Below are 21,519 nucleotides of genomic sequence, written 5' to 3' on the forward strand. Positions count from 1 at the left end.
GTATTATATGGCAAGATGTTTTGCCTCTCGAATTTATGACGCACATTCCCGCCGACACCCGCTTCGAGCAACTCCGTTCCTGGCTTCAGACTTTCGCCGAAACGTATCGGCTGAATCTGGACAGCCTCGCCCCCGCCTCCGCCGACGCCAGTTTTCGCCGCTATTTCCGTCTCGACTGCGATTCCGAGCACGGCAAGACGCTGATCGCCGTCGACGCTCCGCCGCCGGAAAAGTGTCGCGAGTTCGTTCAGGTCGCGGGCCTGCTGAAGGCGGCGAACGTGCATGTGCCCAAAATCCTGGAAACGGATTTCGAAGCGGGCTTCATGCTCGTCACCGATCTCGGCACGACCACGTATATGTCCGTGCTCGATGAAAAGAACGCGCGGCCCTTGATGCGCTCGGCCATCGACAGCCTGATCCGCTTTCAGCGGACCGCGCGCGAGGGCGTGCTGCCGCCGTTCGACGAAGCGTTCCTGCGCCGCGAGATGGAACTGATGCCCGAGTGGTTCATCGGCCGGCATCTGGGCCGCGAAGCGACGGCGGACGAACGCAAGACGCTCGACGACACGTTCACGCTGCTCGCAGAAAGCGCGCTCGCGCAGCCGCAGACGTTCATGCTGCGCGATTTCATGCCCCGCAATCTCATGGTGAGCGAGCCGAACCCCGGCGTGCTGGATTTTCAGGACGCGGTATACGGCCCGATCACGTACGACATGGCATCGCTCATGCGCGACGCGTTCATCAGTTGGGACGAGGAGTTTCAGCTCGATTGCATCGCGTATTACTGGGAGCGCGCGAAGAAGGCGGGACTGGACGTCGATCTGGACTTCGGCGAGTTCTATCGTCAACTGGAATGGATGGGCCTGCAGCGGCACATCAAGGTGCTCGGGCTGTTCGCGCGCATTCATTATCGGGACGGCAAGTCACACTATCTGGCGGATCTGCCGCGGTTCATCGGCTATGCGCGCAAGGTCGCGGAGCGTTATGCGCCGCTCTGGCCGTTCGCGCGCCTGCTCGATTCGCTCGAAGGCCGCGCGGTCGAAGTCGGCTACACGTTCTGATTCTCCATCCCGCATGACCCGACACCTGAAGACGGCGATGATCTTCGCCGCCGGCCGCGGCGAGCGCATGCGCCCGCTCACCGATACATGCCCGAAGCCGCTGCTCGAAGCGGGCGGCAAGCCGCTCATCGTCTGGCAGATCGAGCGGCTCGCGGCGGCGGGCGTCGTAACCATCGTCATCAATCACGCGTGGCTGGGCGCGCAGATCGAAGCGGCGCTCGGCGACGGATCGCGTTGGGGCGTCGAGTTGCGCTTTTCGCCCGAGGGCGAGGCGCTCGAAACGGCGGGCGGCATCGCGAAGGCGTTGCCGCTGATCGGCGAAGGCGTGTTCATCGCGGTGAGCGGCGACGTGTTCTGCGATTTCGACTACGCGACGCTGCGGGAACGCGCCGGCGAACTCACGCGCAGCGAACAGCCGGGACTGCATCTCGTGATGACGCCGAATCCGCCGTTTCACCCGAACGGCGATTTCGCGCTGATCGACGGCAAGCTCGCGCTCGATGGCTCGCCGCGCTACACGTTCGGCAACATCGGGCTCTACGACACGCGCATGTTCCGCGATCTCGCGCCCGGCACCCGCCGCGCGCTGACGCCCTACTATCGCGAAACCATCGCGCAGGGACGCGCGACCGGCGAACTGTACGAAGGCCGCTGGGAGAACGTCGGCACGCCGCAGCAGCTCCAGTCGCTGGACAAGGAACTTCGCGCGCGCTGAGCGCCCCGGAATGGGACGCATCCGATGGTAAAATGCGCGGTTCTTCCGTCTTTTCCCTCCAGCCGCACGCCGCTGCCGACACGTCACCATGTCCGATACTCGCCCCGATACCCTCTTTGCGCTCACCGCGCTTTCGCCGCTCGACGGCCGCTACGCCGCCAAAACCGAAGCACTGCGCGACTGGCTTTCCGAAGCGGCTTTCATGCGTCATCGCGTGACGGTCGAGATTCACTGGCTGATCGCGCTCTCGCGTGCGGGTTTCGCCGAAGTGCCGCGCTTTTCCGAAGCCGCCGAGCAGTTTCTGCTGGGCCTCGTCAGCCGCTTCACCGCGCACGACGCGGCGCGCATCAAGGATATCGAACGCGTCACGAATCATGACGTGAAGGCGGTCGAATACTGGCTCAAGGAATCGGTCAAGGGCCAGCCGGAACTGGAGCGCGCGAGCGAGTTCATCCATTTCGCTTGCACGTCGGAAGACATCAACAACACGTCGCATGGGCTCATGCTCGCGGGCGCTCGCGAACACGTGATCCTGCCCGCGCTGCGTTCGGTGCATGAGCGCCTCGTCAAGCTCGCGCACACGCACGCCGAACAGCCGATGCTTTCGCGCACGCACGGCCAGCCCGCCAGCCCGACGACGCTCGGCAAGGAAATCGCGAACGTCGCGGCGCGCCTGTCGCGTGCGATCGAGCGTATCGCACACGTGCCGCTGCTCGGCAAGATGAACGGCGCGGTCGGCAACTACAACGCGCATCTGTCGGCGTATCCGGAGTTCGACTGGGAAGCGTTCTCGAAAGATGTCGTCGAGAACCGGCTGAAGCTCACGTTCAATCCGTACACGATCCAGATCGAACCGCACGATTACATGGCCGAACTGTTCGACGCCGTCGCGCGCGCGAACACGATCCTGCTGGACCTCGACCGCGATGTCTGGGGCTACATCTCGCTCGGCTACTTCAAGCAGCGCACGAAGGCGGGCGAAATCGGTTCGTCGACGATGCCGCACAAGGTCAATCCGATCGACTTCGAGAACTCGGAAGGCAATCTCGGTCTCGCGAACGCGACGCTGCGCCACCTCGCCGACAAGCTGCCGATTTCGCGCTGGCAGCGCGATCTCACCGATTCGACCGTGCTGCGCAACATCGGCGTCGCGTTCGGCTATTCGCTGCTCGCGTATGACGCGCTGATCCGCGGGCTCGACAAGCTGGAAGTGAACGCCGCGCGGCTGAACGAAGACCTCGACAACTGCTGGGAAGTGCTCGCGGAGCCGGTGCAGACCGTGATGCGCCGTTACGGCATCGAAAATCCTTACGAGCAACTGAAGGAACTGACGCGCGGCAAAGGCATCACGCGCGAGGCGCTGCAAGCGTTCATCGGCGGTCTCGCGATTCCGGCCGACGCGAAGCAACTGCTGCTCGACATGACGCCTGCGTCGTACATCGGCAAGGCAGCGGAGCTGGCGAAGCGCATCGCTTAACGCTGGCCGCCGCGAAGCAAAAGAAAGCCCCGCGCTCTCGCGAGCGCGGGGCTTATTCTTTGCAGCACGTTCAGCGCGTCTTGAGCTTCTCGATCACGTCATCGACGATCTGCTCAGGCGTCTTCTCGATGCTCTCGATGATCGCCTCGTCCTCGCCCGGTTCTTCCAGCGTGTTGAGCTGGCTCTCCAGCAGCGACGGATCGAAGAAGTGCCCGGTGCGCGTTTGCAGGCGCTCCTGCAGCGTCTCGAAGGTGCCGTGCAGATAGACGAAGCACACGTCCTTGTCGCCGTCGCGCAGGATGTCGCGGTACGAGCGCTTGAGCGACGAACACGTGAACACCGCCGTCTCGCCGGCGCGCTGCTTCTCTTCGATCGCCGCGCGTATGGTCTTGAGCCACGGCCAACGGTCCTCGTCGGTCAGAGGAATGCCGTGGTGCATCTTTTCCTTGTTGGCGGCGCTGTGAAAGGCGTCGCCGTCCGTGAACGGACAGTGCAGGCGCTCTGCCAGCAATTCGCCGATTCGGGTCTTGCCGGCGCCCGACACGCCCATCGCGATGAGAATCATCTAAAGCTCCTTACACGACCGCCGCGAGTGCGAGGGTCAAACCGAGTCCCATCAGGGAGATGATGGTTTCCAGCAACGACCAGGTCTTGAACGTCTGTCCGACCGTCATCCCGAAATATTCTTTGATCAGCCAGAAGCCGCCATCGTTCACATGCGAGAAGATGAGCGAGCCCGAGCCCGTGGCCAGCACCAGCAATTCGGGCGTGACGTGCCCGCCCGCTGCCGCCGCGACCGGTGCGACGATGCCGCACGCGGTCGTCATGGCAACTGTAGCCGAACCCGTCGCGAGGCGAATGAGCGCAGCGACGAACCAGCCGAGCAACAGCGGCGACAGGTTCGCCGACGACGCCGTCGAGACGATCTGCTGCGAGATACCGCTATCGCGCAGAACCTGACCGAAACCGCCGCCCGCCCCCACGATCAGCGTAATGCCCGCGATAGGAGCAAGACACTCGCCGCAGAACTTCTGAATCTGCTCGCGATTGAAGCCCTGTTTCGCGCCGAAAGTCCAGAAGCTGACCAGCACGGCGATCAAGAGCGCCATATCCGACTGGCCGATGAAGCGCAGCAGATTGTTCGGCAAGGTCTTCGGCGCGAAGATCAGATCGGCCCAGCTTCCGACCAGCATCAGAATGACCGGCAGCAAGATGGTGAACAGCGTGATGCCGAAGCTCGGCAGGTCACGCTTCTTATCGGTGTCGCCATGCTTTTGCGTGAACTGATCGGCGAGCGCGTTGGCATCCGGCAGCTTGACGTACTTGTGGATCAAGAGCGCGAAAAGCGGACCTGCGACGATCGCCGTCGGCACGCCGACGATCAGACCGTAAGCGATGGTCTTGCCGATATCCGCGTGGTACGCCTGCACGGCGAGCAGCGCGGCCGGGTGCGGCGGAATCAGACCGTGCACGACGGAAAGACCTGCGACCATCGGCAGGCCGATCAGCAGCAGCGACTTGCCGGTTCGTCTCGCGACGTTGAACGCGATGGGAATAAGCAGCACGAAACCGACTTCGAAGAAGACCGGCAAGCCGACGATGATCGCAACGACCATCATCGCCCAGTGAATGTTCTTCTCGCCGAAGAGATTAATGAGCGTATTCGCGATGCGCTCGGCGCCGCCGGATTCGGCCATCATCTTGCCGAGCATGGTCCCGAGACCGACCACGACCGCGATATGGCCGAGCGTGTTGCCGTTGCCGGTTTCGAACGACTTGACGATTTTGTCCATCGGCATGCCGACCGCGAGGGCCAGCAACACCGACACGATCATGAGCACCAGAAATGGGTAAACCTTGAAGCGGGCGATCATCAGGATCAGAACCGCGATCGCGATCACCGCGTAGAGCAGCAACATGCTCCCGTGGACGGCTGGCATAACGCCTCCTTGAGTTTGTTGAGATTATTTGCGCTGCCCGTGCGTTTGCCGTCGCTGCCCTGCTGCGTCGGGCAATGTCCGGCAAGCGCACGCACGGCGCGGACGAACCGAATTCTACTGGTAAGCGGGAAATGCGTCGGTAAACGGCAGCCGACGCAATGTTCACGCCAAAAAGCAAAAAACCGATACTCGCGGGAGTATCGGTTTTTTGGGATTGCTTCTGCGACTATGCAGCCGGTTTGGCTGCTGCGCGCGGATCGCCGCACCTGAAAGTCATTTCGCGCGGATTGCCGCCGCCGGGAACGCTATCGACGGCTTGCGCCACGACGACCTGTTGTTCCTTGCAAATCTTCGCAGCGGCTGCCGTGCACGCGTTCTGCGATTCGAAAAGACCCGAGCACGTCACTCGATAGGCGTTCGGTTCTCCGGCAATGTTGACTCTGCGAGCCGTGTAGGTCATGCCCGTATCCGTCGAACAGGCGGAGAGCACGCCGGCGCATACGAGAGCGGTGATAAGAAGTTTGGACATCTTGGTTTCGTCAGTTAATGCGACTGGCTGGATAGCGACGGTGAGTGATCGGGTGATCGGGCGATCGCGCATGGCGATCGCCCGCTCTGCCCGAGTTCCCCCGGGCCGCTGCTTACCAGCGATACGACGCGTTCGCGCTGTACACGGTGCCGTTGCGGCTCGTACCTGCACCCGCCTTCAGCACGAGGTTTTGCGTGACGCGCAGGTTCAGCGCGACGGCCGCAGCCGCATAGCCTTGGAACGACGCACCGCCCACACCGACGGACATGGTCTTGTCCTGATCGATGTTCGGAACCATCGCCAGCGCCGTGGCCGCCGCGATGCCCGAGTAGGCGCTGCGGCCGATGCTGTTCACCTGGCTCTGCATGCCGCTGACAGCGCTATCGGTGTAGCTGTTGGCCTGCGACACCGCGTTGTCCAGCTGTTTGACGTTGACCATGTCGGTGTCTTGCGTACCCGCAGCCACGTTCGTGATCTGGCGTTCGTTTCCAGCCGAACCCACCGACACCGTCTGCGCACGATCCGCCACGGAACTCGCACCCAAAGCAACGGAGTTGTCCGCCGTCGCCTGGCTGTTCGCGCCGATCGCAGTGGCGTAGTTGCCGCTTGCGAGCGAACCCGCGCCATAGGCGGCGGTGTTCATGCCGGTTGCCTGAGCGTGTGCGCCAGCCGCCGTTGCATGCGGGCCGCTCGCGACAGCCGCTTCGGTCGTGCGGTCGCCGTTTGCTGCGAAGAGCGGACTGTCGTTCGCCGTCACGTTCTGGATGGAACTGGCCAGCGCATCCAACTGCGCCTTGTTGGCCAGGTCCGTCGGCGCGACGCCGGCCTGGACATTGTGGATCTGCGTGCCGTTGGCGCCCGCGAGCGTGATGTTGCCGTAGTCGTTCTCGCCGCTGGCGCCGGTGTCGAACGTCACCGCAGTCTTTGTCGCCTTGTTGCCGCCGTCGTACAGACCGGACTGCTTCAACTGGCCCACCGTGGCAACGTCACTGTCGGCGATACCGTCAGCAATGTTCGTGATCCGCAGCTTGTCCGTGCTGTTGCCGAACGAAACCGTGTTCGCCTGGTCGGCGACCGCGTTCGTCGCCAACGCCACAGCGTTTTCGGCCGTCGCGGAAGCATTGCCGCCAATGGCGATGGAGTTCTTGCCCGTGGCCGACGAGTCGATCAGGACCGAGTTGGCGTGGAAGTACTTCATGCCGCCGCCGTTCGTCGCGGTGCTGACCGCGGTCGAGAGGCTCGTGATGTCGCTCACCACCGTGCTGACCGTCGTCGACACCGAGTTGATGCTCGTCGACATCGAGCCGATGGTCGTCGACATCGAGTTGACGCCGGTGGAGATCGACGTGGACAGCGAACTAAAGCCCGTCGACAGCGAGGACAGACCCGTGGACAACGAACTAATCCCCGTGGACAGCGAGTTCACGCCCGTGGACAGCGAGCTGATGGCGGTCGACGACGAGGTCGACAGCGAGCTCATGCCCGTCGAGAGCGAATCCACTCCGGTCGACAGCGAGGTGATCGCCGTCGAGGTCGACGTGGACAACGAACTCATGCTCGTGGACATCGAGCTGATGGCCGTCGACGACGAAGTCGACAGCGAGCTGATGCCCGTGGAGAGCGAACTCACACCCGTCGAGAGCGAGTTGACTGCCGTGGACGTCGAGCTCGACAGCGAGCTCAGGCCCGTGGAGAGCGAACTCACGCCCGTGGACAGCGAGTTGACTGCCGTGGACGTCGAGCTCGACAGCGAGCTGATGCCCGTGGACAGCGAACTGATGCCCGTGGAGAGCGAACTCACACCCGTGGACAGCGAGCTGATGGCCGTCGACGACGACGTCGACAGCGAGCTGATGCCCGTCGAGAGCGAACTCACACCGGTCGACAGCGAGCTGATCGCCGTGGACGACGACGTGGACAGCGAGCTGATGCCCGTCGAAAGCGAACTCACACCCGTCGAGAGCGAGTTGACTGCCGTGGAGGTCGAGCTCGACAGCGAACTCACGCCCGTCGAGAGCGAGCTGATGGCCGTCGACGACGAAGTCGACAGCGAGCTCAGGCCCGTGGACAGCGAACTCACACCGGTCGAGAGCGAATCAACCGCGGTCGAGGTCGAGCTGGACAGCGAGCTGATGCCCGTGGACAGCGAGCTGATGCCCGTCGAGAGCGAACTCACACCCGTCGAGAGCGAACTGATCGCGGTCGACGTCGAAGTCGACAGCGAGCTCACGCCCGTGGAGAGCGAACTGATGCCCGTGGACAGCGAATTGATGCCCGTCGAGAGCGAGCTGACGCCCGTGGACAGCGAGCTAATGGCCGTCGACGTGGAACTCGACAGCGAGCTCACGCCCGTGGAGAGCGAACTGATGCCCGTGGACAGCGAGCTGATGCCCGTCGAGAGCGAGCTCACACCGGTGGACAGCGAGCTGATCGCAGTCGACGTCGAGGTCGACAGCGAGTTCACACCCGTGGAGAGCGAATTCACGCCGGTCGACAGCGAGTTGATGGCCGTCGAGGTCGAGGCCGACAGCGAGCTCACACCGGTCGAGAGCGAGTTGACCGCGGTCGACGTCGAGGTGGACAGCGAGCTCAGGCCCGTGGACAGCGAGTTGATGCCCGCCGAGGTCGAGCTCGACAGCGAGCTCAACTGACCGAAGTTCACCGCGTCGTACTGGCTCGTGCCATTGGCCACGTTGGTCAGCGTCACCGGCGTGCTCGCGCCGGCGCCGCCGAGCGTCACCTTCGTGTGGCTGGCATCGTCATACTGCACCGAGTTGGCCACGCCCGTGGACAGCGAGTTGATAGCCGTTGACGTGGACATCGACAGCGAGTTCACGCCCGTGGAGAGCGACGCGATACCCGTGGAGGCCGACGCCGACAGCGTGCTCATGCCCGTGGACAGCGAGCTCACGCCCGTGGAGAGCGACGCCATGCCCGTGGAGGTGGACACCGACAGCGAGTTGACCGCGGTCGAAGCCGACGTCGACAGCGAGTTCATGCTGGTTGAGAGCGAACTGATGCCAGTCGACGTCGAAGCCGACAGCGAGTTCATGCCCGTCGACAGCGAACTGATGCCGGTCGACGTCGACGCCGACAGCGAGTTCATCCCGGTCGACAGCGAACTGAGGCCCGTGGAGGTCGACGCCGACAGCGAGTTCATCCCCGTCGAGAGCGAACTGATGCCCGTGGAGGTCGACGCCGACAGCGAGTTCATGCCGGTCGACAGCGAGCTGATGCCCGTAGAGGTCGACGCCGACAGCGAGTTCATGCCCGTCGACAGCGAGCTGATGCCCGTGGAAGTCGACACCGACAGCGAGTTCATGCCGGTGGACAGCGAACTCACGCCCGTGGACAACGAGTTGATGCCGGTGGACAGCGAGCTCACGCCGGTCGACAGCGAACTGATGCCCGTGGAGGTCGAGGCCGACAGCGAGCTCATGCCCGTGGAGAGCGAGTTCACGCCCGTGGACAGCGAATCCACGCTCGTGGACAGCGAGCTCACGCCCGTCGACAGCGAGTTGATGGCCGTGGAGGTCGAAGCCGACAGCGAATTCATGCCCGTGGAGAGCGAGTTCACGCCGGTCGACAGCGAGCTGATGCCCGTGGAGAGCGAGCTCACGCCGGTCGACAGCGAGCCGATGGCCGTCGAAGTCGAAGCCGACAGCGAGTTCATGCCGGTGGACAGCGAGCTCACGCCGGTCGACAGCGAGTTCACGCCCGTGGACAGCGAACTGATGCCGGTCGACGTCGAAGCGGACAGCGAGTTCATGCCGGTCGAGAGCGAACTCACGCCGGTCGACAGCGAACTGATGCCGGTGGACAGCGAGCTCACGCCGGTCGAGAGCGAACTAACGGCGGTCGACAGCGAGCTCACGCCCGTGGACAGCGAGTTCACCCCCGTGGACAGCGAGCTGACGGCGGTCGAAGTCGAGGCCGACAGCGAGTTCATGCCGGTCGACAGCGAGCTCACGCCGGTGGACAGCGAACTGATGCCGGTGGACAGCGAACTGACATCCGTGGACAGCGAGCTGATGGCCGTGGAGGTCGAGGTCGACAGTGAGTTCATGCCGGTGGAGAGCGAACTCACGCCGGTCGACAGCGAACTCACGCTGGTGGAGAGCGAACTCACGCCGGTCGAGAGCGAACTGATGCCGGTGGACAGCGAGCTCACGCCCGTCGACAGCGAACTGATACCGGTGGACAGCGAACTGACGCCGGTGGACAGCGAGCTGATGCCCGTGGACAGCGAACTCACGCCGGTCGACAGCGAGCTAATGCCCGTGGACAGCGAGCTGATGCCGGTCGACAGCGAGCTCACGCCCGTGGAGAGCGAACCGATTGCAGTCGAGGTCGAGGCCGACAGCGAGCTCATGCCCGTGGAGAGCGAGCTCACGCCCGTGGAGAGCGAGCTGATGCCCGTGGACAGCGAGCTGATGCCGGTCGACAGCGAGCTCATGCCGGTCGAGAGCGAACTGACCGCCGTCGACGTGGAGGTCGACAGCGAACTCATGCCGGTCGACAGCGAACTGATGCCGGTCGAGAGCGAGTTGGTCGCCGTCGAGGTCGAGCTCGACAGCGAGCTCATGCCGGTCGACAGCGAGTTCGCGCCCGTGGACAGCGAGTTGATGGCCGTCGAGGTCGAGCTCGACAGCGAGCTCATGCCGGTCGACAGCGAGCTCATGCCGGTCGACAGCGAACTGATGCCCGTCGACGTCGAGCTCGACAGCGAGTTCATGCCGGTCGACAGCGAGCTGATGCCAGTCGAGGTCGACACCGACAGCGAACTGATACCGGTCGACAGCGAGCTGATGCCGGTCGAGGTCGACACCGACAGCGAACTCAGGCCGGTCGACAGCGAGCTGATGCCCGTGGAGGTCGAAGCCGACAGCGAGCTGATGCCCGTGGAAGTCGAAGCCGACAGCGAGTTCAGACCCGTGGACAGCGAGCTGATGCCCGTGGAAGTCGACACCGACAGCGAATTCAGGCCGGTGGACAGCGAGCTCACGCCGGTCGAGAGCGAACTCACGCCCGTGGACAGCGAGCTGATGCCCGTGGAAGTCGACACCGACAGCGAGCTCAGGCCCGTCCACAGCGAGCTGATGCCGGTCGAAGTCGAGGTCGACAGCGAGCCCAAGCCCGTGGACAGCGAGTTGACGGCGGTAGACGTGGAGCCGGAGAACGTTGACCGCGTCCATGGCATTGACGCCGTCGGCCACGTTGTGAATCGCCGTGCCCGTCGTGTCGTTGCCCAACGTGATGCTGCCCAGGTTCGTCGTGCCGTCAGAATACGTGTCGTACGTGACAGCCGTCTTGACGCCGTTCGGACCGTACAGACCCGTTGCCTTCAACTGGCCGACCGTTGCTGCATCGCTGTTGGCAATACCATCTGCGACGTTCGTCAGACGCAAGTTGTTGCCGTTGCCATCACCGAACGACACGGTATTCGCCTGATTCGCGACCGAGTTGTTACCGATCGCGATCGAGTTGATCGCCGTAGCGCGGGCGTTGCTGCCGATCGCGATCGAGTTCACGCCGCTTGCCTCGGAATCAGGCATGCCGTCTTCCATGTTGGCATGGAAGTACTTGATGCCCTTGCCGCCGGTCATGCTGCTCACCGACGTCGAGATGCTCGTGATGCTGTTGATCGCGGTGCTGTTCGTCGTGCTGACCCCGGTCGAAAGCGAACTGACTGCGATCGAGAGGGACGAGACCGAGCTCGACATCGACCCGACGGTAGACGATGTGCTCACGGACAGCGACGACCACGCCGTCGAGACAGAACTCATGCCCGTCGACAAGCTCACCGAAGCACTGTTCCAGGCGGTCGACACCGAGCTCATGCCTGTGGAAAGGCTCGACGATGCGCTGCTCCATGCCGTCGACAGGGAGGCCATGCCGGTGGACATCGAACTGATGTTGGTCGAAAGCGACAGCGACGCCGAACTCACGGCGGTGGAGAGCGAATTCGACACCGTGAAAAGCTGGCTACCGTTGATAGCATCCGTGCTGCCGGCGGTTACGGCGCCCCCAAGCAGGTTAGTGATGCTATGCCCTGTCATGTCCAGATACTGGTTCATCTGGATGACGGAGTTGGCGTTCAGCTTTATCTGTCCTCCGCCCACCGACATCCAGGCGGTAGGGGTTGAATTGTCATCGGCCATGAAGATGCCCGTGAAAGTCGAGGGCAGACCCACCGTCGAACCGCAGTACGAGCTTCCGTAACCCGTATAAGTAGCTGTGTTATTGAAGCCGGTGCCTGTTCCATTGGAGCACGCCGTCACGACGGGTACTCCCGCCCACGCAGATGCATGCCCGAACAGGAGCGCGACCGATGCCGCGACGCCTGCCGTGACCCGGCCGTTCAGGACGGCCTTGGCGAGGCTGAACTCGCCCGACGCTGCGTCGCTCCCGTTCCCTGCGGCGACAGCGCCGCTCGAGACCTTCTTGCCACGCGCCATCGCGGTTTCTGCGACGGCGACGAACGTCCCTGCCTTCTCATTCCAAATACTGCGGTATGACTTATTCATAAACCGAATTGACCCACAAAAACGAGTGTCTTTTACAAAAAAAGAAAGAAACACCTTTGACCAAGACAGAGGATATTCACGCACGCACCTTTCTTAAAGCGGACACATCCTAAATTCGATGAAACTCTATCGACATCACGAAAATGCGGCCGCACGGATTTTCAGCAAATTCCTATATACGAACGACTTAGCGCCCAATAGCCATGAACAAAGCGTTCAGGCGTCGTCCGAGCTCGGACGCGATGAGAATTTTGTGAAAACGAGAGAGAAGTAGTCGCGGCCATTCACTAGGCGCGGAAGAAGATCATTTCGCAAAGCGACGCACCGCCTGAGCGGCGGCGGTCAGCTAAAGACAGGCAGACTTGGAAGATGGCTAAATGGCCGGCCAGAAAAAGCCGGCCAATAGCTTATAGCGGGGAAAAGATCGGTATGCGGAGGTGGATCAGCGCAACGCCTTATCCATCAAGGCATTCAGCAATTGGCTGTAGTCAGCGACGAGTTTCGGATCGTCCGGCAGGAAACGCGAGATCGCTTTACGCTGCTCGTCGCGATACTGCGCGGCTTGCTGGTCGTGGCCGTCTATCGCCTCGATGACCCGGCGCGCTCCTTCACTCACATCGTTTGCCTGGTAGTAGTAACCGAGATCCGTGCACAACGTCGCATTGTGCACAAGCGGGTATCCTTGCCAGCACACCTCCAGGTAAAAATAATTCAGCGGATTCTCCCATTGGTGAGAGACAACGATATCCGTCTTTTCTGCCAGGAAAGTCGGTGTATCGAAGCGCCCCAGAAATACCGCCTTGTGTTGGCGCACGATATCAAGCTGATTCATCAGCGAAATGAATTCCCTGCAATTGATTGCAAGGTGCTGCGCGTTGGTCACCTGGAGCAATTCGATGGCGTCCGGCCGCTCGCGATAGGCAAGCTCCGCAATCATCGCCGGATAAAGGCAGAATTTGACGACGTTGATGTTAGGTTCCATCACGCTCAGTCGCCGCGGACCGCCGTGTGGACGGTACTGACCCGAGTCGGGCAAATGAGCCGTGCGTGCATTCAGAAACACCGGGCTCCAAATGAAAGGAACGACTCGCGCTGTCTGTCGACGCAGCACCTCGAAATAGGGCTGACTGATATTGGCGACCTGCGGGATCATCCAGATGTCGTCGTAACGCTGATTGACGAACAGGTTGTCCCCGAAGCTGGGCTTGTTGAACAGAATGGATTCCATCGTGTGAACATATTCGAATCCGCAGCAATAGGAAACAAGCCGCGCGCCCCGCTGCTTCAGGTACTCGGTCGCGCCCGGGTCGATCTGTCCGCCCAACTCGATAAGCACATCGATATTGTCCTTCGCGTCGCTGAAGGTCACGGTCGGCCAGCGATCCAGGTCCCATGGCAGCTTGTCCGTGATCGGAACGTGTGTCGTGTTAACCAGCACAACGCTCTGCACGTTCGGACAATTCTTCAGCGCTTCAGCGAGAAAGACCGCGTTCTGCTTAATGCCGTTGTTCCACAAAGTCTCGGCCTCGTGATGTAGACCGATCGTAATTCCAACACGAAGCTTTTTCATCGTCCGATACTCCAGTGCCGCGCTGTCCGTTCAATTGATTTTGCGATCATGTTCTCGCGTAAACTGCCTCTATCGCCTGCGTGTAAATACGCACGTTGTCTTCGTTCTCCGGATCGAGTGTATGGAGGAACGCTTTGGCTGTCGCACGGTAACTCTCCAGATTTTCGTCGTGCACCGTGAAAGCGCGACGCAACGCCTTACCGCCTTCCTCGCAGTCAAAATCGTGATAGCGGTAGCCGCAATTCCCGATGAGATGCGAGTTATGAATGAGCGGGTAACCACCGTATAACGCCTCGTAATAGACGTAATTCTGCGGGTTCTCCCACTGGTGACTGACCACGGCATCCACCGACACCGGCACGATCTGCGCGAACGGATAACGCCCCTCGAAGAACCCGAGTCCGTGCTTCACAAGATCGAGGCTCTGCGCGAATCCCGCGAACGCCGGATGCTCTTTCAACTTGAATGTGTTGTAGGCATACATGCGCTCGATCATGTCGGGATTCTCTCGATGCGCCGCCTCGCAGCAGAGCATGGGAATGAAACTCGTCTTCACCATGCAGACGTTCGGTTCGAAAATGCCGATACGCCAGCGGCGGCGACCAGGTTGATAGCCGAACGACTGCCCTTCCGGTAACTTCGCGACTTCGCGGTCGAGCACCACCGGGCTCCAAAGATGCGGCATGAGTTTGACCGGCGCGCGGAAAAGCGTCTCGAAATACGGCGCACAGCTGCTTTCGTATTCGGGAAGCGTCCAGACTTCGTCGTAAGGCGCGCCCGAAATCAGCAAGGCGTGCTGGAGGTTGAAAATCATGCGCTCGATGTCGATTACATAATCGTTACCAACGCGCATCGTAATGATCTTGCCGCCCTTCTCCCGGAACTTGATCGACCATTCGCGGTTGAGTTGCGCGCTCATCTCGATCATCACGTCGAGCGTGGTCATCGCCGTTTCCATGTCGATGAGCGGCGCCGGCGAATCCACCAGAAAACGCTTCGCGTCTTCCGGACCGCCGTCTCCCCCGCCCGTCACGAGGTAGGTGGCCTTCACGCGCGGCGAGAGTTTCAGCAACATCACAAGATAAAGGCAATTTTGGAAAATGCCGTTTTCCCAGAGCGACTGCTCGCCTTTACGGATAAAAATCGATACGCCGACATTGAGCCGTTCCGGCATACGGGAATGGGTTTGCTTGTTCATACGCCGAGCTTCGCCTCGCTACCTTTGAAAAGGCTCAGTAACCGGTCGGCAAAGCTGTCCAGGTTGGCTTGATTGAAGGGATTCACCGAGTCGATGACACGCTGCGCGCGGGCTCGATAATCGGCAAGCGACGCATCGTGTTCCCGCGCCGCTCGCAACAGTTGGCGCCCGCCTTCCTGCGAGTCGAAACCCGGGTAGTAGTACCCGGCGTCGAGCCAAGGCGAGTTGTGCACGAGCGGATAGCCGCCATACAGCACGTCGAGATAAAGATAATTCTGGTCGTTGCCCCATTGATGCGACACGACAGCATCGGAGAATTGCGCCATGAAACCCGCAATATCGTTGCGCCCGTGGAACGTCGCCTTGCTGTCTTTTACGATATTCAGGGAGTTGGCCATCTGCACGAGCGTAGGATGGTCCTTCATGTGCAATGTGTTCAGCACATGCATGTGTGACACGCTGGAAGGATCGCTCCGGTAAGCCTCTTCGCAGGCGAGCATGGGAATGCTCGACGTTTTGACAACTGAAATATTCGGCTCGAAGATCGACACGCGGAAGCCCTGCCGCTGCGCATGAGCATTCAGCGACCCCTCGGCGCGCGGCTGATATCCGTAATGAAGTCCATGTTCGCTGACCTCCGCGATGCGCTGCTCGAGAAACTGCGGATGCCAGATAAAGGGCACGAGATGCACAGCGCAACGGTGAAGCGTGCGCATCATCGGAATGGAGAGACGGTCTTTGGACATCAACCAGATCTCGTCGTAACGGTCCGGCCGCATCACGTGCACCGGTTTATCGAACACCGGCGATTCGACGAGTCCCACATACGGCTGGCCGCAACAGTAATACACGACCTTTTTGCCTCGCGCACGCATCAGGTCGAGCCACTGCGTGTCAAGCGCGCCACCCATCTCGAAGATGACGTCGACGTTATCGGTCGCGTCGTGGGTCCGCATGATGCGCATGCCTTTCGCCGATGCATCCACTTGCGGAGGCAACACGTTCTGATCACCGACGTCGATGAGTGAAACGCTTTCTACGAAAGGCAACCGCTGCAACGCCTCACCCAGGAATACAACGTTCTGGCCGAGACCATTCTGCCAAATGTTTTGTCCTTGATGCGTGACGACAGATATTCCGATTCGAATAGTCACAGTTGATATCTCAGAAATGCGGGACTGCGTGTTTTGAAATGAACCTGCATGTTTCGGCTTTGTATCGGCAAAGCTTGCCTAGCCGCGGAATTACACATCCCGGCCCGAAGCCCCTACGGACGAGCGGAAGCATCAATGAGTCTCAAGGACGAACGGGCAGCCTACCGCTTGAATATATAGAAGATTGTCTAATTTTCCCAGCAATCCAGATATTTATAAGAGTAGTCCCAGTGTTTCGAATCCTGCAAGGAAGCGAAGCGCAGCCGCTGGACGTGGGCGAGAAGAAGACGGAGGGAACGAATTGGTTGAGGTTTGACAGGACGCTATCGCTTCGAGCGCAGAGGTAGCGGTCTTCCGGTACACGGCACGCGTCACTGCCGCCTGCGGCACCGAGTTCCGCACACTTCAGGCAGACAAAAACTGGCAATTACTTGGCGAATGGCGATAATCTTCGCGTCTGGGCAATTAAACCGATAATCAATTGCTTTTTATCATTCTATTTATCTGGGCAATTCGGAATAGTCGTCATTCGGCAGATAACCATCCACTGCTAATATGGCGACGAGCATGACGTCCGTAGTTAATCCGGATGAGCGAATCAAGCTGACCGAAAGTCAGTTTATGCTCGTCATGTTCATTTCCATCAGGAACGACCTTGCATAACCGCCGGCACTGAAGCTTCTATATCGGAGCTCAGCGCCGAATGCGAGTTAACGTTCCGTCAGAGGCAAGCTGTTCCATTTATTAATTAGCAGGAATCTCGTCATGATTAAGATTGATCGCAGCGCGTTGACGCAAGCGCAAGTGGCAGGCGGCTCCACGAAGAGCAGTTCCAGTTCCACTTCGTCGACAACCGTCAATATCAACATCTCGTCCCAAAGCATACTGCCCTGAACGCCGTAAGCGCACTAGCCGGTCTGGCACGCGTTAAAGGTGTAATGAAGTTGTCCGGCTCGGGTTAACCGAACCGGACAACGAATTCCGTGCTGCGCACGAGCTCTCCCGCGAGGTCTTTGTTCTGTTGAGTTGCGACGTCGATCTAGCCATAAGAACAACGCCAGACGCAACGTAGCGGGTCCCACACAAGGCGATCTCACCGCAGAGGTTCAGCGAGACCGCCCCGCACTACCCTTTTTACTTCTGCGGTGCAAGCTCACTCGCAGCACGCGCTAGCCGCGTCACTTCCTCCCAATTCTGCGCAGCGAGCGCCGCCTTCGGCGTCAGCCAAGATCCCCCGACACAGACGACATTCGGCTGCGCGAGAAACAGCGACGCCGTCTCCGCAGTAATACCGCCAGTCGGGCAGAACTTCAGATTCGGGAACGGCCCGTAGAACGCCTGCAACATCGGAACACCGCCCGCCTGCTGCGCGGGAAAGAACTTCACGATTTCATAGCCCAGTTCCATCGCGGTAATGATGTCGCTCGGCGTCATCACGCCCGGCAGCAGCGGCAATCCAGCGTCCTGCGCGGCCTTATGCATGTCTTTCGTCAGGCCCGGCGACACGCCGAACTGTGCGCCCGCCTTCTTCGCCTGTTCGCAATGCTCCGGCTTGGTGATCGTGCCAACGCCGACGACGATGTCCTCCGCGAGCTGACTCGCGCGCTCGATCGCTCCGATGCCCGCCGCCGTGCGCAAGGTGATTTCGAGCACCTTCACGCCGCCCGCATGCAGGGCCCGCGATACATGTTCGCCCTGCTCGACCGAATCGAATGCGAGCACCGGAATGACCGGGCCCAGACGCACGATTTCGCTTACCGTCTTCATGTGATGCGACTCCTTCTTTTGTGCGGCGACGCTGTCGTCGGACCGCGGGTTTCTTCAGGTTCGAACTGAGGCTCGATTCGCTAGCGTCCATGCACCATCTGACGATCGGCGTGGCTCGCAGCTGCCGTCGCGCCGCCATCCGTCGACGCAGTCTTCGCGCCGATCAGCGGACCGAACACCGACGCGCCCTCCTCGGCCGGCAACGCCGCGCTGCGGAACACGCCGAACAGCTCGCGCCCGAAGCCGACTTCGTTCTCCGCCTGATTCACGGGCGCTTCGACTTCGCGCGACGCCCACTCGCGTGCATCGATCTCGATGTCGAGCACGCCAGCCGGCGCGTCGATCACGAGCATATCGCCGCTGCGCACTTTGCCGAGCGGGCCGTGCAACAGCGCCTCCGGCGACACGTGGATCACGGCCGGCACCTTCCCCGATGCACCCGACATGCGCCCGTCGGTGACCAGCGCGACATGGAAGCCCTGATCCTGCAACACGCCCAGAAGCGGCGTCAACCGATGCAGCTCCGGCATGCCGTTCGCGCGCGCCCCCTGAAAGCGCACGACCGCGACGAAATCGCGCTTCAGCTCGCCCTTGTCGAAGGCTTCCTGCACTTCTTCCTGCGAATTGAAGACGATGGCCGGCGCCTTCACCACGCGATGCTCAGGCGCCACCGCCGAAATCTTGATGACGCCGCGCCCGAGCTTGCCCTGCATGAGCCGCAAGCCGCCGTCCGGCTGGAACGGCTCGCGAATGCCGCGCAGCACCTTCGTGTCGTGACTTTCGGCGGCGCCATCGACCCATTGCAACTTGCCGTCGATGAGCTTCGGCTCCTTCGTGTAGTGCGACAAGCCGCGGCCCGCGACCGTCTGCACGTCCTCGTGCAGCAAGCCGCCTTCGAGCAGATTGCGCACGAGAAACGCCACGCCGCCCGCCGCGTGGAAGTGGTTCACGTCGGCCTTGCCGTTCGGATAAATCTTGGCGAGCAGCGGAACGACTTGCGACAACTCGTCGAAGTCGTTCCAGTCGATCACGATGCCCGCCGCCCGCGCGATCGCCACGAGGTGCAGCGTGTGATTGGTCGACCCGCCAGTCGCGAGCAGCGCGACGATGCCGTTGACGATCGCCTTCTCATCGACCACATGGCCGATCGGCGTGTAGTTGCCGCGCTCGAGCGTGAGATCGAGCACGCGGCGCGCGGCTTCGGCGGTGAGCGCATCGCGCAGCGGCGTGTGCGGATGCACGAACGCCGCGCTCGGCAGATGCAGGCCCATGACTTCCATCAGCATCTGATTGCTGTTGGCCGTACCGTAGAACGTGCAGGTGCCGTGACCGTGATACGCGGCGGCCTCCGCTTCGAGCAACGCGTCGCGATTGCACTTGCCGGTTGCGAACTCCTGGCGAACCTTCGCCTTCTCGTCGTTGGTGAGGCCGCTCGTCATCGGGCCTGCGGGAACGAAGATGGTCGGCAGATGACCGAATTGCAGCGCGCCGATGGCCAAGCCCGGCACGATCTTGTCGCAGACGCCGAGGCACAGCGCCGCGTCGAACATGTTGTGGGTGAGCGCGACGGCCGTGCTCATCGCGATGACTTCGCGCGAAAACAGCGACAGTTCCATGCCCGCATTGCCCTGCGTGATGCCGTCGCACATGGCCGGCACGCCGCCGGCGAATTGCGCGATGCCGCCGTGTTCGCGCGCCGCCTGCTTGATGATGTCCGGAAAGCTCTTGTACGGCGCGTGCGCGGAGAGCATCTCGTTATACGACGACACGATGCCGATGTTCGGCTCGCGCACCGCCTTGATTGCGAACTTCTCCTGACCTTCGAGTCCGGCGAAACCGTGCGCGAGGTTTGCGCAGGACAGCGCGCCGCGCGCCGGGAACTTGCCGTGCGCCGCGTCGATGCGCGCGAGATACGCCGCGCGAGTGGACTTGCTGCGCTGGATCACGCGGTCGGTGACCTTCTTGAGTTGTGAATGCGGGGAAACCATCGAAGCTCCTTGTCTCACTGCGGCGCGCGTGCCGTCGAGTTGTGGATTGGACAATCGCGAAGAACGGCGGCTGCGTCGTTGTTGTGTGGCTGGCCGTTTGGCGTCATATTAGTAGAAAAACTACATGGTGACAATGCATCGGACACGCACTCGTATTCAGCGAACGCCTAAGTCACCGCCTTTATCGACCGGCATCTCAGGGAATTCCCTTAGAACGGAGTGTCGAAGCAGGTAGTATTTGTACAAACTGATTCATCGGCTATAGTCGCAGGCAAATTCCAGCATAGGCGAGTTTTCCGATGTTGCTGTCCCAAGTCGAAGCAATGCGCGAGCAGTTGCGCCCGTCCGAGCGCAAGCTCGCCGATTACGTGCTGGAAGCGCCGCGCGAAGTCCTCGACCTTTCGATGACTGATTTCGCAGCCCGTGCCGGCGTCAGCCAGCCGACCATCGCGCGTTTTTGTCAGGCGCTCGGCTTCTCCGGATTCCGGGAGTTCAAGATCCGGCTCGCGCAAAGCGTCGCAGGGGATGTGCCCACCGTCTACCGCGACGTCCGCAGCGACGAGCCCGCCGCCGGCGTCGCGGCGAAAGTGCTGGACCGCACGATCGGCGCGCTGATCGCGGTGCGCAACAGCTTGTCGTCGGACAGCGTGGCGGCGGCCATCGCGATTCTTTCGGATGCGCGGCGCATCGAGTTCTATGGCGCGGGCGGCTCGGGCATCGCTGCGCTCGACATGCAGCACAAATTTTTCCGCCTCGGCGTGCCGTCAGTCGCGTACGCCGATCCGCATACTTACACGACGTCGGCGGCGCTGCTCGGTCCCGGCGATGTGGTTGTCGCCATCTCGAACACCGGCCGCACGAAGGACATTCTCGATGCGTGCAAATCCGCGCTCAATGGCGGGGCGAAAGTGATCGCGATCACGCACGGCAATTCGCCGCTCGCGCGGCTGGCGAGCGTCGGCCTGTTCGCGAATGTCGATGAGGACACGGATATTTTTTCGCCGATGACATCGCGCGTCTCGCATCTCGCAATCGGCGACATTCTGGCGGTGGGACTGGCACTGGCGCGCGGACCGCAATTGGCGGAGAAACTCGCCGAGGCAAAGGACGTGCTGGAAGGACGCCGGGTGGGGACGTGAGCCGACGCCGCCGGGCTCACGGAAGAGACATCAGAACGGTTTGACGACCACCAGCAGCGTCGCGCCGAGCAAGCCTAACACCGGCAACTCGTTGTACATGCGGTACCACTTGTCCGAGCGCGTGTTCTCGCCGCGCTGGAACGTGCGCAGCAGAACGCCGCAATACGCGTGATAGGCGATCAGCAATACGACGATGCCGAGCTTCGCGTGCAACCAACCCTGTCCGCGTCCGATGCCGACGTCCAGCCACAGCCACAGCCCGCACGCGAGCGCCGGGACCGCGATGAACGTCATGAAGCGAAAGAGCTTGCGCGCCATCAGCAGCAGGCGCGCGGTCGCTGCCGGGTCCTTCTCCATCGCGAGATTGACGTAAATGCGCGGCAAGTAGAACAGCCCCGCGAACCACGAGGCGACCAGCACGATATGCAGCGATTTGATCCAGAGCATCGTTTCT

General features: G+C 61.5%; 17 protein-coding genes and 1 pseudogene. 6 read left to right on the forward strand and 12 right to left on the reverse strand.

Annotated features, from left to right (window positions below; all coding sequences use genetic code 11):
* Window positions 1–35 precede the first annotated feature (35 nt).
* The 3 genes from NCR35_RS12825 (at window position 36) to purB (ending at window position 3,253) form a co-directional block, all read left to right on the forward strand.
* Window positions 36–1,061: an aminoglycoside phosphotransferase family protein gene (locus NCR35_RS12825; RefSeq protein WP_250534633.1), complete on the forward strand. Its 1,026-nt coding sequence runs from the start codon at window positions 36–38 to the stop codon at window positions 1,059–1,061.
* A 13-nt stretch (window positions 1,062–1,074) separates the two neighbouring features.
* Window positions 1,075–1,776 carry an N-acetylmuramate alpha-1-phosphate uridylyltransferase MurU gene (gene murU, locus NCR35_RS12830; protein ID WP_250534634.1) on the forward strand — a complete coding sequence of 234 codons (702 nt, stop codon included), beginning with the start codon at window positions 1,075–1,077 and terminating at the stop codon, window positions 1,774–1,776.
* Between the two features lie 88 nt (window positions 1,777–1,864).
* The gene (purB, locus tag NCR35_RS12835; RefSeq protein WP_175945015.1) at window positions 1,865–3,253 is read left to right on the forward strand and encodes an adenylosuccinate lyase; all 1,389 of its coding nucleotides are present in this window, start codon (window positions 1,865–1,867) and stop codon (window positions 3,251–3,253) included.
* A 70-nt stretch (window positions 3,254–3,323) separates the two neighbouring features.
* Here purB and NCR35_RS12840 read toward each other — a convergent pair whose 3' ends face one another.
* The 4 genes from NCR35_RS12840 to NCR35_RS12855 all read right to left on the reverse strand — a co-directional run bounded on the left by NCR35_RS12840 (window position 3,324) and on the right by NCR35_RS12855 (window position 7,043).
* On the reverse strand, window positions 3,324–3,818 hold the full coding sequence (locus tag NCR35_RS12840) for a gluconokinase (protein ID WP_250534635.1): 495 nt from the start codon (window positions 3,816–3,818) through the stop codon (window positions 3,324–3,326).
* A gap of 10 nt (window positions 3,819–3,828) precedes the next feature.
* The gene (locus tag NCR35_RS12845; RefSeq protein WP_250534636.1) at window positions 3,829–5,193 is read right to left on the reverse strand and encodes a GntP family permease; all 1,365 of its coding nucleotides are present in this window, start codon (window positions 5,191–5,193) and stop codon (window positions 3,829–3,831) included.
* Between the two features lie 226 nt (window positions 5,194–5,419).
* The gene (locus NCR35_RS12850) at window positions 5,420–5,794 is read right to left on the reverse strand and encodes a hypothetical protein (protein WP_250534637.1); all 375 of its coding nucleotides are present in this window, start codon (window positions 5,792–5,794) and stop codon (window positions 5,420–5,422) included.
* A gap of 40 nt (window positions 5,795–5,834) precedes the next feature.
* Window positions 5,835–7,043 (reverse strand): YadA family autotransporter adhesin, encoded by a 1,209-nt coding sequence (locus NCR35_RS12855; protein WP_250534638.1) that lies wholly within the window; start codon window positions 7,041–7,043, stop codon window positions 5,835–5,837.
* On the opposite strand from NCR35_RS12855, the gene NCR35_RS12860 reads away from it, so the two are divergent.
* Window positions 6,967–8,373, forward strand: a complete 1,407-nt coding sequence (locus NCR35_RS12860) for a coiled-coil domain-containing protein (RefSeq protein ID WP_250534639.1) — start codon at window positions 6,967–6,969, stop codon at window positions 8,371–8,373. The two genes, NCR35_RS12855 and NCR35_RS12860, sit on opposite strands and share 77 nt — an antisense overlap.
* On the opposite strand, the pseudogene NCR35_RS30005 reads toward NCR35_RS12860, so the two are convergent.
* The 5 genes and pseudogenes from NCR35_RS30005 to NCR35_RS12880 all read right to left on the reverse strand — a co-directional run.
* Window positions 8,361–10,094: pseudogene (locus NCR35_RS30005) on the reverse strand (YadA family autotransporter adhesin); the annotation flags it as partial. The gene NCR35_RS12860 and the pseudogene NCR35_RS30005 overlap by 13 nt on opposite strands.
* Window positions 9,994–12,249: an ESPR-type extended signal peptide-containing protein gene (locus NCR35_RS30010; RefSeq protein WP_350029200.1), complete on the reverse strand. Its 2,256-nt coding sequence runs from the start codon at window positions 12,247–12,249 to the stop codon at window positions 9,994–9,996. The gene NCR35_RS30010 and the pseudogene NCR35_RS30005, both read right to left, overlap by 101 nt.
* A 442-nt stretch (window positions 12,250–12,691) precedes the next feature.
* Window positions 12,692–13,819, reverse strand: a complete 1,128-nt coding sequence (locus NCR35_RS12870) for a DUF2827 domain-containing protein (RefSeq protein WP_250534641.1) — start codon at window positions 13,817–13,819, stop codon at window positions 12,692–12,694.
* 46 nt (window positions 13,820–13,865) lie between these two features.
* A complete protein-coding gene (locus NCR35_RS12875; RefSeq protein ID WP_250534642.1) occupies window positions 13,866–15,017 on the reverse strand; it encodes a DUF2827 domain-containing protein in 1,152 nt (383 codons plus the stop codon).
* Window positions 15,014–16,171 carry a DUF2827 domain-containing protein gene (locus NCR35_RS12880; protein WP_350029199.1) on the reverse strand — a complete coding sequence of 386 codons (1,158 nt, stop codon included), beginning with the start codon at window positions 16,169–16,171 and terminating at the stop codon, window positions 15,014–15,016. Before NCR35_RS12880 ends, NCR35_RS12875 begins: the two co-directional genes overlap by 4 nt.
* A gap of 765 nt (window positions 16,172–16,936) precedes the next feature.
* Here NCR35_RS12880 and NCR35_RS29875 point away from each other — a divergent pair.
* Window positions 16,937–17,065 (forward strand): hypothetical protein, encoded by a 129-nt coding sequence (locus NCR35_RS29875; protein ID WP_284502978.1) that lies wholly within the window; start codon window positions 16,937–16,939, stop codon window positions 17,063–17,065.
* A gap of 240 nt (window positions 17,066–17,305) precedes the next feature.
* Here NCR35_RS29875 and eda read toward each other — a convergent pair whose 3' ends face one another.
* Entirely contained in the window at window positions 17,306–17,938 is a 633-nt protein-coding gene (gene eda / locus NCR35_RS12885; RefSeq protein ID WP_175945030.1) for a bifunctional 4-hydroxy-2-oxoglutarate aldolase/2-dehydro-3-deoxy-phosphogluconate aldolase, read from the reverse strand.
* A gap of 80 nt (window positions 17,939–18,018) precedes the next feature.
* A complete protein-coding gene (gene edd, locus NCR35_RS12890; RefSeq protein WP_250534643.1) occupies window positions 18,019–19,926 on the reverse strand; it encodes a phosphogluconate dehydratase in 1,908 nt (635 codons plus the stop codon).
* Window positions 19,927–20,225: 299 nt separating this feature from the next.
* Between edd and NCR35_RS12895 the strand changes: the two genes are divergently transcribed.
* Window positions 20,226–21,065, forward strand: a complete 840-nt coding sequence (locus NCR35_RS12895) for a MurR/RpiR family transcriptional regulator (RefSeq protein WP_248320492.1) — start codon at window positions 20,226–20,228, stop codon at window positions 21,063–21,065.
* A gap of 30 nt (window positions 21,066–21,095) precedes the next feature.
* Here NCR35_RS12895 and NCR35_RS12900 read toward each other — a convergent pair whose 3' ends face one another.
* Window positions 21,096–21,512, reverse strand: a complete 417-nt coding sequence (locus NCR35_RS12900) for a CopD family protein (protein WP_244847216.1) — start codon at window positions 21,510–21,512, stop codon at window positions 21,096–21,098.
* Window positions 21,513–21,519 lie beyond the last annotated feature (7 nt).

The organism is Caballeronia sp. AZ10_KS36, from assembly GCF_023631105.1.
Taxonomy (GTDB): Bacteria; Pseudomonadota; Gammaproteobacteria; order Burkholderiales; family Burkholderiaceae; genus Caballeronia.

Excerpts from the sequence above, each read along its gene's own strand:
- NCR35_RS12825 (WP_250534633.1), top strand. The coding sequence starts at position 36 with ATGACGCACATTCCCGCCGACACCCGCTTCGAGCAACTCCGTTCCTGG.
- murU (WP_250534634.1), top strand. The coding sequence starts at position 1,075 with ATGACCCGACACCTGAAGACGGCGATGATCTTCGCCGCCGGCCGCGGC.
- purB (WP_175945015.1), top strand. The coding sequence starts at position 1,865 with ATGTCCGATACTCGCCCCGATACCCTCTTTGCGCTCACCGCGCTTTCG.
- NCR35_RS12840 (WP_250534635.1), bottom strand. The coding sequence starts at position 3,818 with ATGATTCTCATCGCGATGGGCGTGTCGGGCGCCGGCAAGACCCGAATC.
- NCR35_RS12845 (WP_250534636.1), bottom strand. The coding sequence starts at position 5,193 with ATGCCAGCCGTCCACGGGAGCATGTTGCTGCTCTACGCGGTGATCGCG.
- NCR35_RS12850 (WP_250534637.1), bottom strand. The coding sequence starts at position 5,794 with ATGCGCGATCGCCCGATCACCCGATCACTCACCGTCGCTATCCAGCCA.
- NCR35_RS12860 (WP_250534639.1), top strand. The coding sequence starts at position 6,967 with ATGTCGCTCACCACCGTGCTGACCGTCGTCGACACCGAGTTGATGCTC.
- NCR35_RS12855 (WP_250534638.1), bottom strand. The coding sequence starts at position 7,043 with ATGTCGACGACCATCGGCTCGATGTCGACGAGCATCAACTCGGTGTCG.
- NCR35_RS30010 (WP_350029200.1), bottom strand. The coding sequence starts at position 12,249 with ATGAATAAGTCATACCGCAGTATTTGGAATGAGAAGGCAGGGACGTTC.
- NCR35_RS12870 (WP_250534641.1), bottom strand. The coding sequence starts at position 13,819 with ATGAAAAAGCTTCGTGTTGGAATTACGATCGGTCTACATCACGAGGCC.
- NCR35_RS12875 (WP_250534642.1), bottom strand. The coding sequence starts at position 15,017 with ATGAACAAGCAAACCCATTCCCGTATGCCGGAACGGCTCAATGTCGGC.
- NCR35_RS29875 (WP_284502978.1), top strand. The coding sequence starts at position 16,937 with ATGATTAAGATTGATCGCAGCGCGTTGACGCAAGCGCAAGTGGCAGGC.
- eda (WP_175945030.1), bottom strand. The coding sequence starts at position 17,938 with ATGAAGACGGTAAGCGAAATCGTGCGTCTGGGCCCGGTCATTCCGGTG.
- edd (WP_250534643.1), bottom strand. The coding sequence starts at position 19,926 with ATGGTTTCCCCGCATTCACAACTCAAGAAGGTCACCGACCGCGTGATC.
- NCR35_RS12895 (WP_248320492.1), top strand. The coding sequence starts at position 20,226 with ATGTTGCTGTCCCAAGTCGAAGCAATGCGCGAGCAGTTGCGCCCGTCC.
- NCR35_RS12900 (WP_244847216.1), bottom strand. The coding sequence starts at position 21,512 with ATGCTCTGGATCAAATCGCTGCATATCGTGCTGGTCGCCTCGTGGTTC.